18 protein-coding genes and 1 riboswitch are annotated in these 17,426 nt (G+C 46.2%); of the genes, 12 read left to right on the top strand and 6 right to left on the bottom strand.

Annotated features, from left to right (window positions below; translation table 11 throughout):
- The first annotated feature begins 67 nt into the window (after positions 1 to 67).
- The 6 genes from NV381_RS10095 (at position 68) to NV381_RS10070 (ending at position 5,958) form a co-directional block, all read left to right on the top strand.
- Positions 68 to 1,591, top strand: a complete 1,524-nt coding sequence (locus NV381_RS10095; RefSeq protein ID WP_258213151.1) for an MDR family MFS transporter — start codon at positions 68 to 70, stop codon at positions 1,589 to 1,591.
- A 217-nt stretch (positions 1,592 to 1,808) separates the two neighbouring features.
- The gene (locus tag NV381_RS10090; RefSeq protein WP_258213150.1) at positions 1,809 to 2,390 is read left to right on the top strand and encodes an RNA polymerase sigma factor; all 582 of its coding nucleotides are present in this window, start codon (positions 1,809 to 1,811) and stop codon (positions 2,388 to 2,390) included.
- Positions 2,377 to 4,095, top strand: coding sequence for a DUF4179 domain-containing protein (locus NV381_RS10085; protein ID WP_258213149.1), 1,719 nt, complete (start codon positions 2,377 to 2,379; stop codon positions 4,093 to 4,095). Before NV381_RS10090 ends, NV381_RS10085 begins: the two co-directional genes overlap by 14 nt.
- 187 nt (positions 4,096 to 4,282) lie before the next feature.
- The gene (locus NV381_RS10080; protein ID WP_258213148.1) at positions 4,283 to 4,489 is read left to right on the top strand and encodes a hypothetical protein; all 207 of its coding nucleotides are present in this window, start codon (positions 4,283 to 4,285) and stop codon (positions 4,487 to 4,489) included.
- Between the two features lie 24 nt (positions 4,490 to 4,513).
- On the top strand, positions 4,514 to 5,767 hold the full coding sequence (locus NV381_RS10075) for a methyl-accepting chemotaxis protein (RefSeq protein ID WP_258213147.1): 1,254 nt from the start codon (positions 4,514 to 4,516) through the stop codon (positions 5,765 to 5,767).
- A 56-nt stretch (positions 5,768 to 5,823) separates the two neighbouring features.
- Positions 5,824 to 5,958: a hypothetical protein gene (locus tag NV381_RS10070; RefSeq protein WP_258213146.1), complete on the top strand. Its 135-nt coding sequence runs from the start codon at positions 5,824 to 5,826 to the stop codon at positions 5,956 to 5,958.
- An 81-nt stretch (positions 5,959 to 6,039) separates the two neighbouring features.
- Here the strand turns inward: NV381_RS10070 and NV381_RS10065 are convergent, their stop codons facing one another.
- Positions 6,040 to 6,939 carry a CAP domain-containing protein gene (locus NV381_RS10065; RefSeq protein WP_258213145.1) on the bottom strand — a complete coding sequence of 300 codons (900 nt, stop codon included), beginning with the start codon at positions 6,937 to 6,939 and terminating at the stop codon, positions 6,040 to 6,042.
- Positions 6,940 to 7,122: 183 nt separating this feature from the next.
- On the opposite strand from NV381_RS10065, the gene NV381_RS10060 reads away from it, so the two are divergent.
- Complete coding sequence (locus NV381_RS10060) at positions 7,123 to 7,797, top strand: hypothetical protein (RefSeq protein ID WP_258213144.1); 675 nt, start codon at positions 7,123 to 7,125, stop codon at positions 7,795 to 7,797.
- 559 nt (positions 7,798 to 8,356) lie between these two features.
- Here the strand turns inward: NV381_RS10060 and NV381_RS10055 are convergent.
- Genes NV381_RS10055 through NV381_RS10040 form a run of 4 tightly spaced genes read right to left on the bottom strand, consistent with a single transcriptional unit; the run spans position 8,357 to position 11,041 of the window.
- Positions 8,357 to 9,193: an energy-coupling factor ABC transporter ATP-binding protein gene (locus NV381_RS10055; RefSeq protein WP_258213143.1), complete on the bottom strand. Its 837-nt coding sequence runs from the start codon at positions 9,191 to 9,193 to the stop codon at positions 8,357 to 8,359.
- The gene (gene cbiQ / locus NV381_RS10050; RefSeq protein WP_258213142.1) at positions 9,190 to 9,996 is read right to left on the bottom strand and encodes a cobalt ECF transporter T component CbiQ; all 807 of its coding nucleotides are present in this window, start codon (positions 9,994 to 9,996) and stop codon (positions 9,190 to 9,192) included. Before cbiQ ends, NV381_RS10055 begins: the two co-directional genes overlap by 4 nt.
- Positions 9,993 to 10,277: an energy-coupling factor ABC transporter substrate-binding protein gene (locus NV381_RS10045; protein ID WP_258213141.1), complete on the bottom strand. Its 285-nt coding sequence runs from the start codon at positions 10,275 to 10,277 to the stop codon at positions 9,993 to 9,995. The genes cbiQ and NV381_RS10045 overlap by 4 nt, the downstream gene beginning before the upstream one ends.
- Complete coding sequence (locus NV381_RS10040) at positions 10,274 to 11,041, bottom strand: energy-coupling factor ABC transporter permease (RefSeq protein WP_258213140.1); 768 nt, start codon at positions 11,039 to 11,041, stop codon at positions 10,274 to 10,276. The genes NV381_RS10045 and NV381_RS10040 overlap by 4 nt, the downstream gene beginning before the upstream one ends.
- A 141-nt stretch (positions 11,042 to 11,182) precedes the next feature.
- Positions 11,183 to 11,375: riboswitch (cobalamin riboswitch) on the bottom strand.
- A gap of 261 nt (positions 11,376 to 11,636) precedes the next feature.
- Here NV381_RS10040 and NV381_RS10035 point away from each other — a divergent pair.
- From NV381_RS10035 to NV381_RS10015, 5 genes are all read left to right on the top strand, one after another.
- Positions 11,637 to 13,181 carry an ABC transporter substrate-binding protein gene (locus tag NV381_RS10035; RefSeq protein WP_258213274.1) on the top strand — a complete coding sequence of 515 codons (1,545 nt, stop codon included), beginning with the start codon at positions 11,637 to 11,639 and terminating at the stop codon, positions 13,179 to 13,181.
- Between the two features lie 17 nt (positions 13,182 to 13,198).
- The gene (locus NV381_RS10030; protein WP_258213139.1) at positions 13,199 to 14,185 is read left to right on the top strand and encodes an ABC transporter permease; all 987 of its coding nucleotides are present in this window, start codon (positions 13,199 to 13,201) and stop codon (positions 14,183 to 14,185) included.
- The gene (locus NV381_RS10025; protein WP_258213138.1) at positions 14,182 to 15,048 is read left to right on the top strand and encodes an ABC transporter permease; all 867 of its coding nucleotides are present in this window, start codon (positions 14,182 to 14,184) and stop codon (positions 15,046 to 15,048) included. Before NV381_RS10030 ends, NV381_RS10025 begins: the two co-directional genes overlap by 4 nt.
- Before the next feature lie 123 nt (positions 15,049 to 15,171).
- Positions 15,172 to 16,095, top strand: a complete 924-nt coding sequence (locus NV381_RS10020) for an ABC transporter ATP-binding protein (RefSeq protein WP_258213137.1) — start codon at positions 15,172 to 15,174, stop codon at positions 16,093 to 16,095.
- Positions 16,085 to 16,732 (top strand): ABC transporter ATP-binding protein, encoded by a 648-nt coding sequence (locus tag NV381_RS10015; protein ID WP_258213136.1) that lies wholly within the window; start codon positions 16,085 to 16,087, stop codon positions 16,730 to 16,732. Before NV381_RS10020 ends, NV381_RS10015 begins: the two co-directional genes overlap by 11 nt.
- On the opposite strand, the gene NV381_RS10010 is transcribed toward NV381_RS10015, so the two are convergent.
- On the bottom strand, positions 16,713 to 17,192 hold the full coding sequence (locus NV381_RS10010) for a C40 family peptidase (protein WP_258213135.1): 480 nt from the start codon (positions 17,190 to 17,192) through the stop codon (positions 16,713 to 16,715). The two genes, NV381_RS10015 and NV381_RS10010, sit on opposite strands and share 20 nt — an antisense overlap.
- Between the last annotated feature and the right edge of the window lie 234 nt (positions 17,193 to 17,426).

Below are 17,426 nucleotides of genomic sequence, written 5' to 3'. Positions count from 1 at the left end.
TGTTGACAGTACGTCTGTGGAATTATAATTGAAATGGCAATAAACAGTGTGGAGGGAACAAGAGTCGATGGTAAAGGGCAATAACATGGGCGTTATTATTGCAGGTCTGCTGCTGGCCATTCTTATGGCGTCGATGGATAACACCATTGTAGCAACAGCAATCGGTACGATTGTCGGCGAGCTAGGCGGCTTTGACAAATTGATGTGGGTGACCTCTGCTTATCTGGTAGCCGAGATGGCAGGTATGCCGATTTTCGGTAAATTATCAGATATGTATGGCCGCAAACGATTCTTTATTTTCGGAATCATTGTATTCATGGTCGGGTCAGCTTTATGCGGTACTGCAGATTCTATCATCCAGCTGAGTATTTATCGTGCAATTCAAGGTATTGGCGGCGGAGCTCTAGTGCCTATAGCTTTCACTATCATGTTTGATGTCGTTCCTGCAGATAAACGCGGTAAGTTGGGCGGTTTATTCGGAGCCGTATTTGGTCTTTCCAGTATTTTTGGACCGCTTCTTGGAGCCTATATTACGGATTACATCAATTGGCCATGGATTTTCTATATTAACCTGCCGTTAGGTCTTATCGCATTCATAATGATTGCATTCTTTTACAAAGAGTCTGTGGAGCATTCGAAGCAAAAAATTGACTACCTTGGTGCATTTACGCTTGTAGCTTCAATTGTTTGCCTGATGTTTGCACTTGAGCTGGGCGGCAAGCAATATGCTTGGGATTCCAGCATGATTATTGGTTTGTTTGCAGCTTTTGCAGTGCTTGTCATTGCTTTTATTTTCATCGAGCGCCGTGCAGAAGAGCCAATCATTACCTTCGCTATGTTCAAGAACCGTCTCTATGCAACAAGTAATGTGATGGCTATGTTCAGCGGCGCGGCTTTTATAACTGCTTCTATCTACATTCCAATATTTATCCAAGGTGTTCTTGGCGGCTCGGCCACGAATTCAGGGCTTGTTTTGCTTCCGATGATGGTCGGCTCCGTCGTTACCGCCGCGGGAGGCGGCTCCTTACTTACCAAGTTTAAATATCGCTCGATCATGATTCCAACCTTAGCGCTGCTTGTTGTCGGAATTGCGCTCCTTACCACATTAACGACCAGTTCCTCGCGCTTTATGGTTACGATCTTTATGATTTTGATTGGTCTTGGAATAGGCGCTTCGTTCTCCGTATTAAGCAATGCGGCGATCCATGGGTTCGCAGCAAGGCAGCGCGGTTCTGCCAGCTCCACGCTTAACTTCTTGCGCTCATTGGGTATGACGCTGGGTATTACGGTATTTGGTATTATTCAAAGCCATACCTTTACGAATAAATTAGCTGCCGTGTTCGGCGGAGGCGGTCAAATGCCGCAAGGTGTCGATCTAAGCGATCCGCGGAAAATCTTGACTCCTGAAACTCGTGGCCAAATTCCTGCTCAGGTTCTTGATAAGATTACAGAGGCACTTTCCTCGTCTATCGTTCATACCTTTGCCTGGGCGATCATCCCGTCTGTTCTTGCTTTGCTTGCTGCATTCGCCATGAGCAAAGAGAAATTAGATCCGGCTGCCGAGCTGGAACAATATTCGGCTTCTCATTAGCAGAATTGTATAGGCTAGCCCCAAAAGCCCCGCTGATTGCAGCGGGGCTTCTTCACGCGCACACCGAGTCCATCCCATTTGTGTATCGAAAGATAAGTTATCGTATAGGGTAAACATCCAGGGTCTGGAGCCGACTCCGTAAAGATTTGTCTCCTGTGTGAGAGTTTCGCGAATGTTTTTCGTCTATATGGTATAGAAACTCCAAGGAGGCTTTAAGGTGGAGAAATGGAGAGACCAGGATGAGAAAAATCATGAAAAACAATGGATTCATAATGTACTTGAGGGCCAGAAAGAGGACTATGCCTTTCTTGTAAACCGATACAAAAATAAAATATACGGAATTTTACGGGGGATGGGAGCGGATCATCAGGATGCCCAGGATCTGACTCAGGAGACCTTTATTAAGGCTTATCGTAAGCTGGCTTCGCATGACCCTAATAAAAGCTTTGCTGCGTGGATATATACAATTGCAACGAACCTGCTGAAGGATCTGCGGAGAAAAACACGTCACACGGAGTCGTTAGCGCATCCTCCCCCAGACCCTTCAACACGCAACAATCCGGAAGCAACTCTGCTGCAGACAGAGTATAGAACGGAGCTTCAGGTCCTAATCCAGCAGCTCCCTCCCAATTATCGCTTGGCGCTTCTGCTTCGTTATACGAACGATTTGAGCTATGAAGAAATAAGCGAAGTTCTGAATATTCCAGTGAACAAAGTCCAAAATGACCTTTACCGGGCTAAAAAGAGATTAAAACAAATACTAACCGTCGAGGAGGTGAGGACCGGTGCAATGCTTTAGCCCCATTGAGATTGAGCAATACCTTTTGGAAACTGCATCACCCTATAAACAGGAAATGGCCAAGCATATCGCAAATTGCCCTCGATGCCGCTCTCTCTATCAGGAACAATTCGAAGAGCAAGAGCGTTGGTCTTCAGAACTGTTTGTTGAAGCTTTGCCTGATTCATTCACGATTAACGTGATGGCTGCGCTGGAGCATGAAGAGTTGGATTCTGAGTCAACGAGAGCTGCGATATCGGGGACTAAGTCATCATTGTTCCAACAGGAAATTGAAAGTAGCTCAGCTCACGTGACAGTCACTGAAAATCCATCTACCGTAGCAGCAAAAGGCTTGCTTAAGCGAAGAGCTGCAATCTTCTGGAAGCCAATGATTGGAGTGGCATCGCTATTGATTCTTTTTAGCGCTGTAATTTTATATTCCGTTCCAACGCTAGCAGAGACGCTCCGTTCCCTATTTACGCATAATAACGTCGATATCGGGCTGCTTCGGGCACAAGAGCTTGGTCTGGTGGAGCATCCCAATATTAAGATTAAGGATAATGGCTATACCATTATGGTTAACGAAGCGGTAGCAGATCCAACCCGAGTGGTTATAGCCTTGCAGTTGTACGGACCTGATGGAAAGCATGATAGAAATCGGTTGGTTTTTGGCTCGGAGAATAGCATTAAGATTAAAGATGATCAGGGAAAAATCGTAGGAAAGATGTACGACATGGGGGCAACGAATGATTTTTACTATCTAGTCGCCTTTTTCCCCGAACCTCTTCAAACAGACCGAATTACGATAGAAGGCCGACTTACCCAGCTAGGTAATCCAATGGCCAATATCCCGTTAAGTCAAGGACGGTGGAATTTTGATTTTTCCATCGATATGAAGGAGGCTAATAAAAAGACGGCTATTACTCCGCTGAAGGGAAGCTATACCGCACCGGACGGGATGACGGTTCGTTTGAAGCGGTTGACCCGGATGGTGCAGGGGGTTCGCTTAGAACTCGACACCGAACTTAGTGAGGAAGCACTCGTCCGTTCTCCCGGCGAATTATGGAAGCAGCAGGGCTTAAGATTTCATCTAGAGGACATGAATGGCGAGGTCATTCAAACTGTTAACACGAGAAATGTGACAAAAGGGCGAGGAATGGTGATGACTCAATCTTCTCACTCCGGGGATAGGCCAGGTTTGATGCATTTGAGCTATACGTTTGAATATTTGCCTATGGATAAACCTTACACCTTTGTATTTGATGGGTATTTCATCTCAGAGCGCGACGATGCTTCGGTCCAGTTTGAACCGTCCAAGCTAAAAGCGCAGCCGGTTTCCTTCCGTTTTGACGGTGACGAACTCCTGTTAAGGGATTTCACTGTGGAATCCCCACCGAATACGAATGGCGAGGAAGTAGAGGGATCCTTGCATTTGGACGGTAAGCTGCGCAATGAGAATTTGCAAAGCGAATGGACGCTAAAGGCTTTCAATGGCAAAGAGTATGCGATCACAATGCGCGGTGCTTCGACGACAGAGAACTCTTCTGGATGGAAAGACGGTTATATTCGGCTCGGCGGACCTGATTTAGGCGGTCTATTTGAATTCCGTGCCAAGGGCCTTGCACAGATTCCGGATCGGCTTCAGCTGACTCGGACGGTAGTGGATCGCCTTTATACTAATGTGGATTGGTCCGCACAGATCAAGGAAGAAATCAAGAAACCGTAAAGGTAAACATTTCATAGACCAAGCTCTAGTCGAAATCCAATGACAAGAGCTTGGTCTATTGGTGCTGATCCGAACAATCAGATCTACCTCGTCGGAAGCAACGCTATAAACTAAACGATAAATTTACATGAAATCTTGTAAAATGATAACAAATTGCTGTCACAAGTTAGAAACAGGAGTTGAATTTATGAAAATGTCTATTGTCAAGCAAGTTGTTATCGGGTTTCTGATATCTCCGCTTTTGCTCGGATGTATCGGCGGTATGTCCTATTACTTTTTGCAAAAGGTCAATGAATCGTATTCGAATCTCGTCAATCACCAAGCTAGGGCTGCATTTGATTCACATGTCATTCAATTTGACTCGATTCAACAAATGAACTTTTTAAATGCCTAGTTTGTTGTGAATGAGAGTCAATATTTGGAGGGGTTTAAACGGACTAATATTGACTTGAATGAATTGGCTGTCAAAGTAGCTCCGAATTTATCTGGCGATGGTCAAGTCAGCTTAACACAAATAAAGGAACTGAATGCCAAGCTGCAAGCTCAAGCTGATAAGGTCGCGGGTCTGCTTAAATCTGATCCTCAGGAAGCACAGCGGATTATCCGGCAGGAAGTTCTTACTGCTGGCAGTGAAATCAACAATCTGTCCAAAACCATTGTCGACCAGCAGGAACAATTAATGAAAGAGGCTTATGACAATAACTCCATACTGGTGGATTCCATTAGAAATATGATTTTGCTAGCCAGTGTTCTCGCAATTATTATAGCTCTTACATTTGGCTTAATATTGGGGAGTAAAATATCCCGACCTTTATCTATTGTAAACCGGCAGCTTAAAAATATTGCCCAAGGAGAAGGTGATCTCACACGGCAAATTGTTATTCAATCCAAGGGGGAGTTTGGGGAAATAGCTGCTTATTTTAATCTGATGGTTCAAAATTTACGTAAACTGATCCAACAGATTGGTTCTCATGCAGAACAATTTACTTTTAAAGCAACGCAATTGAAGCAAAGTGCTGTTGATTCTGGGATTGCATCTGAACGGATTACGAAAACCGTGCAAGGATTGGCTGTTGGTTCGGAACGGCAGCATAATAAAGTCGATGAAAGCTCGCGTATTATTGACTTGATTTCAGATCGGGCCCGACAAGTTGCATTAAATATGGAACATGCCTCATCAGCAGTCGACCGGACGAAAAAAGCGGCTTTTCAAGGAAATGAAGCGATAAATTCAGCGATGATCAAAATGTCATCTGTTCACGATTCTCTTGGGATTGTCAATGGAATTGTCCAACAATTGGAGGAGCGATCGAAGGAGATTGAGAAATCCATTCATCTGATAACGGATATTGCACGAAGAACTAACCTTATTGCTTTAAATGCCGGTATAGAGTCCGCTAGAGTTGGTGAGCATGGTAAAGGCTTCACTGTTGTAGCGAGTGAAATCCGCACTTTAGCCGGTCAATCCTCAGTAGCAGCAGAAACCATCTTTGAATTAATAGTAGGCATACGTGAGGAAACGCAACAAGCGGCCCGCTTCATGCTAGAGAATGCCAGAGAAGCAAGTGAAGGGCTTCAGGTTGTAAACATCGCAGGTTCTTTTTTTGATCATATTGTTCAATCGATTCAAGATATTCATCAGGAGTTTGTGAGAAGTGTCCGTAGCGTCTAGCCGGGGAACATATTGCAACGGCAATTCATTCCATTGCTGAGGTTGCTGTCGAAAATATGGAAGGTACAAGCCGTATTCTATTATCAACTGAGGAGCAGCAAGCTGCTGTGGAATCTATTTCTCTCTCCATACAAGAGCTTTCGATAATGGCGGAGGAACTTCAGGCATCCATTGGACGATTTAAGGTATGAAAAACCAATTAGAGTAGAAGAATAATAAGGATATAAGTTCTTGTCTGTTGTTTCCGACAAGAACTTATATCAATAGGGTCGTTACCCAGTAAACTCCTGAACCCATTCACTGTTGTAATAAGCAACGCCGATATGGGTATAACTACTATTCAGTATATTGGCTCTGTGACCTGGACTGTTCATCCAATCGTTCATAACTTGGGTAGGGGTGGATTGCCCTTTTGCGATATTTTCTCCAGCTGTGCTGTATGAGATTCCATACTCCTTCATCATATCGAAGGGGGAACCATGCGTGGGAGAGTTATGATCAAAGTAATTGTTATTGTACATGTCTTGTGCCTTGACCATAGCCATGTTTGACAATTCACTACTCATACTAAGGGAGCTTAAGCCGGCTTTGGACCTTTCTTGATTGACTAAATCCAGAACCTGCTGAGCGAATTGGGAAGAATCCTTGTTGCCTTGTTTCGCTTGACCAGTCGAATCCGTAGGTGTCTGACTGGATGGATATCCGGTAGGTGTCTGGCCTGATGGATAACCTGTAGGTGCTTGGTTTGATGGATATCCCGTAGGTGTCTGACCTGATGGATAACCTGTCGGCGCCTGGTTTGATGGATAACCTGTTGGTGTCTGGCTGGATGGATAACCGGTTGGAGTTTGGTTTGTCGGATACTCGGCTGGTGTTTGGTTGGCCGGATACCCAGTTGGTGTTTGGTTTGCGGGATTTCCGGCCGGCGTTTGAATCAGATCCAACAAATACGATGGAATTCCGCTTGGTGCCTCTTTTATTGTAATAGATTCTTTACCTGCATTGGATGTAGCTGTTGATGATGCCTGAGTTATAACAGGAGTTGGTGCAGCAGTGTGAGCATGAGTTGAAATTTGACTTTGCTTAGGAGTCACTTGCTTTTGGGTCATATTTTTGTTGGCCGTACAGCCTGTTACCATTAATAATACCGCTAATAAAATAAACTTTAACATAAGCCAACCTCCTCGATGCGTTATGAAGTTACTGGCTTTAAGATTTCCTGCCTGTTCTTGATTTATTCTCGAAATCAGGTTCACCTTATCCCTATTCTGACCAAAACAGCATAATCGGGATATATTATCCATATAAGGTAAGTGAATCGGAATGGGCATAATGAAAAGAACAGGAGGTGTCCAATGAAAAAGCATCGGAAGGTTTTGATTGCTGCAGTTTGCGGATTTGTAATTTTTTCGGGATCTGTTATAGCTGCAGTAACAGGACCGCGAATTTTTATCAATAACGTTGAATTTGCCGGCAGCGCCTTTAAATTGAATATGGACGAAGGAACAGCGATGGTATCCTTAAGGTCTATAGTAGAACAGCTGCGTGGAAAAGTGACTTATAAGGATAACACCATCTATGTCACTATGCCCGAATCATCCAATTTATCTATGCAGGTGAGCAGTTTGGAGAATGCACTTGAAGCTGCGTCTCCGGAAGAAGCGGTTCGGACTTGGATCCGTGGAGTGCAAAAAAGAAGCGGGGCTATGCAGTACGCTGTATTATCGCCTGATCTTCGCCAAAAGACGAAGCAGGAATTCGAGGACAATTTCTGGGTAACAGGAGTTTCTAGCCCTCATATGGGAAAAGTCGAACAATTGCACACCAAGGAATTGTCACCGGATAAAGTTCAAGTTTCATTTAATTACCCGTTAGTGATGATGAATGGACCCATTGGAATGGGGAGTGCTTCCATTATTGTGGAAAAAATTAAACGGGAATCGTCTGATTACTGGGTAATTTCGGATATTGCATTGAAGGATCCTGGGGATACAGGGATTATGATCGGGGCGAAAAAGCTTGAGAAATAAACTGGGTAAAGAAAGGGTTTATGACCTGATATAGGGCTATAAGCCTTTTTGTGGTTTCAAAGAGTTGCGGTGAAGCTCACAGAATCCGTTGCGTGTTTTGGATATTGAGGATAAAATCGTAGACCTGCATATTGCTGCAGAAGCATTGTTCCAGACAAGCAATAATTACAGACTAGTTATGCGTGCTTAACCAATTACCCCTTTCTTATGCGGCTCATCGTCTTCGAAATGTCCCTAGAGGCTTAACTATTGACGAGCAAAAGAGGTGAACGCCGAACGAATGAGCGTAGGTTCACTACCGATCAAAGGTTTCTCTAGAGGAACGTGGATCCGCTATTTCGCAGTGCACACGTGATCATTGAAGTGAAACGGAAGTACGATCCCTTATTTGCTTGGAATGGGGCAATTCGGCAGGTCGGAGACGAAATAGCGGCTCGTAGTTCCGCGGGATCATGAATTCTAGGAGATTCCAAGCAAATAGCGGAATGACGTTCCGTAAGAAAGTGAGTAAGAGTGGAATGATTCCCAAGATAGCATCTCGATTACCGATTCACGAAAACTATGTGAACAGTTTATATACAGTTTGTTTAAACTCGGCCATATTGGTCGGAGGAATTATCCCAGAGCGTATTTTTTCAGGCAGCGATTGCCAAATTTCAAGCAGCATGGGAAGCTCCAATCCGATTGATTTGAGCTTGTCCTCATCCTTGAATACCTCCTGTGGAGAGCCCTCCATGAGGCATCTTCCTCGATCCATAACGAGTATATGCTCAGCCCATGTATAAGCGAGATTCATATCATGTGTTGCCATAACAACGGTAACGCCGCTATCATGAACCCGGTCAAGCTGTGCTATTAGCTGCTGCTCGGATACGCGGTCCAGATACGCTGTTGGCTCATCCAGCAGCAGAAGCTCGGGCTCCAGCACTAAAACTCCTGCGAGCGCAACTCTTTTTTTCTGGCCGAGACTCAGATGGTGAATAGGTGTGTCTGCCAAATGTGAAAGTCCCATTGCTTGAAGAATGCTTTGTGTTCGGCTGCTAATTTCCGTTTCCGGTACCTTGGCATTACGCAGACCATAGGAGACATCCTCATGAGGCGTATTGAGAATCAACTGCTGCTCCGGGTCTTGAAAGACAAGCCCAATTCGCTGTCGAAGCTGCTGTAAATCTTTGGAATGATAAGATATGGCATGGTCCTTCCATATCATTTGGCCTGATGCAGGGCGATGTATACCAATGGCATGAAGAAAAAATGTCGATTTTCCCGATCCGTTATGCCCGCAAATAGCGGTCTTTTTACCCTGAGGTATTCGCATATTTAATTCCTGGAGAGCAGCAGTTTTGGCGCCTTGATATATATAGCTCACATCATGCGCCTCCAAAATTGAGTTCATAACATTTCCCGCCAACCAAGCCATAATTCAAGCAGTATTAAGATGATGATCCCTGTACAGCTTTCCCATAAGCAGCGGGATGGGACCGGTTTACCCTGATACGGAGCCATATGAATTTCATCGATAAATCCTCTTGTGATCAAGCCGTGTGAAACTCCTTTATAGCGCTGCATCGACTTAGCGAACAAGCGCACGATCAGGATGGCCGTATCATTAAGCCTGTTGGTAAATCCGGTCTGTCCGCCGCGCGACTTCTGGGCTGTGTACATATCATAGGCCGTGCTCTCCAGCAAAAACAAAAAACGATACATAATTAGCATCATTTCCAATACTAATGCCGGCACCCGCAGCTTTTTCATAACCTGAAACAGCTCGGAAACAGGAGTGGTCAGCATTATAAAGGTCATGCATGACAAGCAGGCTATTATTCGCGTAAGTAAAATAATGGCTGTATGCACTCCATTGTCAGTCAAAAAGGCTGTCCAATGTAGAAATGTAAAGAGTATGGTGCTTGCTTGTGCAAGGGTCGACAGCTCAGTTGACCGTTGAAATTCAATAAGGATAGCTGGAAGACTGGCTGCGTAAAACAAACAGGGGGCAGCAATCAGCCGTAAATAATATTTGGCTCGTATTTGGGCATAGCTGACTGTCCATACAACCAACCAACCACTTATAACAAGCTGTGTGACAGGATGGGACAAGTAAGACAACAGAAATAGAACGGCTGCAAACCCGATCTTCCACATGGGAGAAACGGTCCGCAGCTTGTTATTGTAAGAGAGTGAATCGATGAATTTGATCATTGTGTTTTTGTTTTGGTAGCTCTTCCTTTGAACAACCCGATTACATATCCAATGAAGCCTGCCCCCAGTGCCGCTTGTAAGGCGAACAGCATACTTTCAGTTTCCGCAGGCGGCTCCAATAATGGGGTAAACCAAGGCTTGTAAGTAGGAGACAGCGTTGCAATCATTTCCTCGGCAGCCCCGTCTGCGCCCCCGAATTCCCCATTGACAAGTAATAAAGGGAGAGCGGCTAAGAGGATAACTGCACTTATAATTAAAGCGTTCTTAGTGCCGGTTTTCATGATTTTTGAGCTCCTTTCATTTTGCGCTGCAGCAATGATAATTCCTCAGAGCTGTAAGCTTGCAGCCAATTCCAGATCAAGATAGTGAGCAAACCTTCGCTTATTGCGAGAGGAATCTGTGTAAAGGCGAAGATCGCCCCGAATTTGCCGAAAGACGCAGCAATTCCGCCTACCTCTGCTGGAAAAGCAATTGCCAGCTGGAACGCTGTAACGACGTAAGTGGACAGATCTGCAAGCGCCGCAGCCAAAAAGATGGCAAGCCGTTGTTTTCCTGTGCTTTTCATTATCCATTTATAGACGCCGTAACCAACCATTGGACCGGCAACGGCCATCGAAAAGGCATTAGCACCAAGGGTGGTCAAGCCGCCATGCGCCAGAAGCAGCGCCTGAAACAATAGGACGATAGAGCCGAGTACACTCATAGGCAGCGGTCCGAACATAACAGCACCAAGACCCGTTCCTGTCGGATGGGAGCTGCTCCCCGTTACGGACGGAATTTTGAGCGCCGAGAGAACGAAGGTGAAGGCTGCCGCCAATCCTAGCATAATTTTCAGCTCCGGAGTTTCCTTAGTAATTCGGGTTAAAGCTCTTAGGCCTAGAATGAAGAATGGAATAAAAACCGCCCACCAGAAAATAGCCCATCCTACAGGCAGAAAACCTTCCATAATGTGCATAGCATAGGCCGATTGAGGCTCATTAAATGTCAGGTACACCGTGAATCCCAACACTAAGAGTGAAGTGGTTAGCCATTTTTTTGTTTGCATTGTGAAATCCTCCTGATTCAAAAATAGGTGAAAAAACTAAAAAACCAATCCCTTTGGAATTGGTTATGGGTACGCGCCAATAGACGACAGCATGTGGATAAGCTGAATCCATGTTCGTACACCGCTCCTTTCCGCGAAGGCCTGTGGGTGTGCTAATCAGGTAGGTCTCCTGGCTCCCGGCTCCTCATTATTCTCCATCTTCCCCGATATGCGTTCATCGAGTGATACATTGGAAAAAAACTCCCCGGTTACAGTGGCGGGACCGCTCGGGATTTGCACCCGATTCCCTGTTATCCTTTTTCAATACAAAGGCACCTGACTAGTAAATATGCGATTTTTTTAGCTGCAATCTAAGTCTATTCGATATGAACAGGCTAATTCCTTTTTTGTAACATAATTTTTCGAAAAAATAACACGGGGTAGTGACTCGGATTTTCAAGTGTGTTACTATTTTAATGATTCGTGCTACTGGGTGATTTTTCTAGTCGCGAATTCATCATAGGCTTGTGGACATGGAGCAGATAAAAAGGATTAGGAGTGGGATAGTGTGAGAAAGAGATTTGCATTTATTCTTATTATCAGTTTGATTGCAGCAATGGTAATGAACGGTTGTACAGCGAAACCTAAGGAAGAATCGTCTAAAGCTGCTAACGAATTAGTTCTGGCAGTCGGTAGTGAACCGGAAGCTGGCTTCGATCCTACAACAGGTTGGGGACGTTATGGCTCTCCGCTTTTCCAGAGCACTCTGCTGAAGAGGGATTCTGATCTGAATGTTGTAAATGATCTGGCTACTGGTTATGAAATCGGAAACGGTGGATTGGTTTGGACAGTTAAGCTGCGTAAGGACGCCAAGTTTTCTGATGGTAAACCCTTGATGGCTGAGGATGTCCAGTATACTTTCGAGACCGCATCCAAGAGTGGTTCGTCTATTGATCTCAGCTACGTGTCGAGTGTAGAGGTGGTTGATGATTACAGTGTAAAATTTACTTTAAAAGAACCTAATTCGACTTTTATTCAAATGCTGGTGGCGACTGGAATCGTACCCAAGCATGCCCATAGTAAGGATTATGCCCAGAAGCCTATAGGGTCAGGGCCTTATAAGCTTGTGCAGTGGGACAAAGGACAGCAGGTCATCGTAGAGGCTAATCCGGATTATTACGGTACCAAACCTGTGTTCCAAAAGCTGACCTTCTTGTTTCTGAGTGAAGATGCAGCATATGCGGCAGCAAAGGCCGGGAAAGTTGATGTCTCTTATATTCCCGCTGCATTCAGTAAACAGCCTGTCGCCGGGATGCGACTGGAGACTGCCCGTACTGTAGACAATCGCGGAATCATGTTCCCTTACGTGAAGTCCGGCGCCAAAACCAAGGACGGCAATCCGATAGGTAATGATGTAACCTCTCAATTATCCATCCGTAAAGCTATTAATATCGCTATCGACAGAAAAGCTCTTGTACAAGGAGTACTGGAAGGACATGGAACGCCCGCATTTACCATCAATGACGGTTTGCCTTGGTTTAATCCGAAAGCGGTCATCACTGATGCCAATTTAAAAGAAGGGCAGCAAATCCTTGCCAATGACGGTTGGAAGGACAGCAACGGAGACGGCATTCTCGAAAAGGGCTCCTTGAAGGCCGAATTCAGTCTCCTGTATCCTTCGAACGACGTTACCCGCCAATCTCTTGCGATTGCCGCAGCTGATATGATCAAGCCGCTTGGGATCAACGTTAAGGTTGAAGGAAAGAGCTGGGATGAGCTAGGAAAGCTTATGCATGCGAATGCTGTGCTTTTTGGCTGGGGAAGCCATGACCCTACAGAGGTATACAGTGTTTACAGCAGCAAATACAGCGGCATTGATTATCTGAATCCAGGCTACTATACGAATCCGACTGTTGAGAATTATATGAAGCAAGCATTACTTGCTCTAAATGACAAGGATGCTAATGAATTCTGGAAAAAAGCTCAGTGGGACGGCAATACAGGGTTAAGCGCGCTAGGAGATGCGCCTTGGGCATGGCTTGTCAATATCGATCATTTGTATTTGGTCAAGGATGGGTTGGATATTGGCAAACAGCAGATTCATCCTCACGGACACGGTTGGCCAGTTACTAGCAACATTGAGGAATGGCGCAAAAAGTAAGCAGGGGGATATCGTTGATGCATAACATCATGTTATATGGACTGCAGAAAAGCTTGAAGCTGATTATTCTGCTGCTTGCGGTAAGTGCCCTCTCATTCGCGCTTGTCGAATTTTCACCAATCGATCCTGTCCAAGCTTACGTGGGAGCAGATATGCTGCGAGTCAGTCCCGAGCAGCGTGAGGCCATAGCAGCACATTGGGGATTTAACCAACCGCCTGCTGAGCGCTACATACGCTGGATCACTTCATTGATCGGTGGTGACTTCGGTATGTCGATGATATACCGAAGCCCAGTGCTTGAAGTTATCCAGCAGCGGTTTCTCAGCTCGGCTGCTCTGATGGGAACGGCTTGGCTCTTATCCGGCATTATTGGTTTCAGTGTTGGTGTCGTTGCCGCTATGAAAAAGGGTACATGGATAGATCGGGTGATTCAGTGGTATTGTTATACATTAGCTTCAACGCCTACCTTCTGGCTTGGGCTTGTATTATTGCTCTTATTTGCTGTGTGGCTGGGCTGGTTTCCCATTGGTTTGGGCGTTCCGGCAGGTGTATTGGCCCAAGATGTTACGTGGCAGGACCGGATGGTTCATATGTTTTTGCCTGCTCTTACCCTAAGCTTTACCGGTATTTCTACTATAGCACTGCACACCCGTCAGAAGCTGATATCTGTGTTAGACAGCGATTATATTCTGTTTGCCAGAGCGAGAGGAGAGAGAGGGTTTACTTTGTTCTGGAGACATGGCTTGCGCAATGTGGCACTGCCTGCGGTTACGCTCCAGTTCACCTCCTTCAGTGAATTGTTCGGAGGAGCCGTGCTGGCTGAACAGGTTTTCTCCTATCCCGGTCTCGGACAAGCAACAGTAGAGGCAGGACTGCGTGGAGATGTACCGCTGCTGCTGGGCATCGTGCTGTGCAGCGCGTTGTTTGTTTTTACCGGCAATGTACTGGCCGATCTTATTTACCGTAGGGTGGATCCGAGAATGAGGGAAGGAGATGCCCTATGAGCCGAATAAATGAAATGGCGAGGAGCGGTTCTTTCCATCTGCCCAAGCTTCACCGAAGACATAAAACTTGGCTATCGGCTCTTTTCACAGCTGTGTTATTAACGGCAGTCTGGCTTGGATCTTCGCTGCTTGGAAACGATAATCTATCCATCAGCCTGAACTCTCGCAACCTGCCGCCATCGTTGGCGCATCCTTTTGGCACCGATTGGCTCGGGCGGGATATGCTGACGCGTACACTCAAAGGACTTGTCCTAAGCATCAAAACAGGCATGCTCGCAGGAGCGGTCAGTGTCATAATTGCTGCTCTATTGGGGCTGCTGGCGGCTACTATGGGGAAGATCACGGACCGTTTAATTACATGGCTGATCGACCTGTTCTTGAGTGTCCCTCATCTTGTTACGTTAATTCTTATTGCTTTTGTAATGGGTGGCGGGGCAAAGGGGGTAATAGTAGGTGTAGCGCTGACCCATTGGCCGAGCCTTTCTAGAGTCATTCGCGCTGAAGTCATGAACCTTCGAACCGCTGAGTATGTGCAGGTATCCAGACGTTTAGGCAAATCCCGCTGGTGGATCGGAACGAGGCATATTTTACCGCATTTACTTCCACAGCTGCTGATCGGGCTGCTGCTTATTTTTCCGCATGCCATACTGCACGAGGCTGGCGTTACCTTTATAGGAATGGGATTGTCTCCGCATGAGCCTGCGATCGGGATTATTTTATCGGAATCCATGCGATATCTTTCTACCGGGATGTGGTGGTTAGCTGTATTCCCTGGATTAAGCTTATTAATTATTGTGATTGCTTTTGGCCGATTAGGTGAAAATCTTCGACTGCTTGCTGATCCGAACAGGGCTCACGAGTAGACAGGTTTATTCAATAACAGGAGTAACCCTTAAATGCTTAGCTGTAGGTAATTAAGTAGAGGCATAAGCGGAGTGGCAGCAAATATTCAACAAGTAATCAACAAGAGTGAAGGAGGGGCTGCTATGTCCTTGCTTAAGGTTAACGATTTATGTGTAGGATTTACCCAATATATTAGTCTTTTGCGCCAAAAGCGTCTTCAGGTTATACATAACCTCGAGTTTGCTGTGGATGCAGGTGAAGTAGTTGCAGTTATTGGCTCCAGTGGTTCGGGTAAAAGTATTCTGGCTCATGCGGTATTAGGCATTCTTCCAAGCAATGCACATGTATCCGGCAATATCTATTTTGGAGGCGAGGAGCTGACTCCGTCCAGACAGGACAAGCTGCGGGGGAGCGAGATTGCATTGATTCCCCAATCCGTGCAGTACTTGGATCCCTTAATGCGTGTGGGAAAGCAGGTTAGGCATTCTGTGAAGACAGGAGATCCTGTTAAGGCCCAACGCGCTATTTTCGGGCGGTATGGGCTAAAGGCAGAAGTCGAAACCATGTTTCCGTTTCAGCTTTCCGGCGGTATGGCGAGAAGAGTTCTCGTATCAACAGCAACGGTAAGTGGAGCAAGGCTCGTCATTGCCGACGAGCCGACTCCTGGCCTGGATGCAGCCTCGATCAAAGAAGCGCTTGGTCAGCTGCGCGAGCTTGCGGATCAAGGCTGTGCGGTAATGCTGATCACTCATGATATCGAATCCGCCCTAACCATATCGGATCGGATTGCCGTTCTTTATGCTGGTACAACAGTCGAAATAGCCAACCGGGAGGACTTCAGTGGTAAAGGAGAGCAGCTTAGGCATCCTTATACGCAAGCCTTATGGAGGGCGCTTCCGCACAATGAGTTTGTTCCTATTCCCGGCTCACAGCCGCTATCGGGAGCTGTCCCGGCAGGCTGTGCATTCGCGCCACGCTGTCCATTGGCGGTACAAGCATGCATGGAAAGCTTGCCCCAGGCTAGAGAGCTTCGCGATGGGATGGTGAGGTGCATCCATGCCTCTTGAAGGAAGAAAGCTTGGTTATCGATATAATACGAAGCATTGGTTGTTTGAGAAGTTTGATATTCGCATTGAACCTGGCGAAATTGTCGGGCTTGCCGGGCCCAGCGGCTGCGGCAAGTCGACCTTGGGACGACTGCTGGCAGGCTACGCCGAGCCTATGCAAGGTGATGTCACGCTTGGCGGCGCTCCGCTGCCCCGAAGCGGTTATCATCCGGTGCAGATGGTGTTCCAGCACCCGGAGAAGGCGGTCAATCCCCGCTGGACGATGCGGAAGACGCTGCTGGAGGCGGGGGAGCCTGATCCGCAGCTCCTGTCAGCGCTAGGGATCGGTCCGGCTTGGCTGGACCGGTGGCCTAATGAGCTGTCCGGCGGTGAGCTGCAGCGCTTTTGCATTGCCCGGGCTCTGGGACCGGGCACCCGTTACCTCATTGCCGACGAAATGACGGCCATGCTGGATGCTATAACGCAGGCGCAGCTATGGCAAGCTGTTCGAGACAGGGTGAAGGAGCGCCGATTGGGTGTGCTGGTCATAAGTCATGAACGCCATCTGCTGGAGAGGCTGTGCAGCAGATTAATTGACTTCAGCTCTGCCCATATAGATGAATGGTTTCAATCTAATTCTAGTAGTGGCGGGCTGTAATATAACGCGTGCTCCAGTAGCCGGTATTCAGAGATGAGATGACAACTCCAGAGCTTTTAGTATTGCTGATGAACTCTCCATTTCCAATATAAATACCAACATGATCGATATGGCCGGGCTTATTCACACTGAACATGATAAGATCACCAATGGATAGCTGCGCTTTATTAGGTACTCGAGATCCGAATTGTGCTTGTGCGTTTGAGCCCCAAGGGAGATTAATTCCGTTCTGACTGAAAACAAATTGAGTAAACGCAGAGCAGTCAAAAGTCAGATGCTGAGGATCTCTAGTACCAAAGCGGTAGGTGACTTTACCGATATAAGATTTAGCTGTATTAACAAATTTATGACCATTAGTAGCATAACTCTCTTGTGCCGAAACCGCCGTAGGCATCGTTAAACCAATAGCAGGAAATAAAAGTGATAAGGCAACTGAGGAAGCAATGACTAATTTTTTCATTATGTATGCTCATCCTTTTCCATATATGGTATTGTGAAGCGTTTTCAGGATTAATGTACCATAGGGAATGCTGGATTGGCTTTAGAGGATTAATGGTTATGCAGGGCATATTTCCCAACACCTCATAAAGAGGAAGTCTCAGCTTTTCCGTTATTTTGGACGGTATAAGAATGAATGTCCCTCTACAGTCATAAATATGAGTAAGGCAAGTGAGGTCAGTACATAGCGTACTCT

It is taken from the genome of Paenibacillus radicis (ex Xue et al. 2023) (assembly GCF_024722015.1).
Lineage (GTDB): Bacteria > Bacillota > Bacilli > Paenibacillales > NBRC-103111 > Paenibacillus_S.
This window is presented reverse-complemented; position numbering and strand designations above follow the sequence as displayed.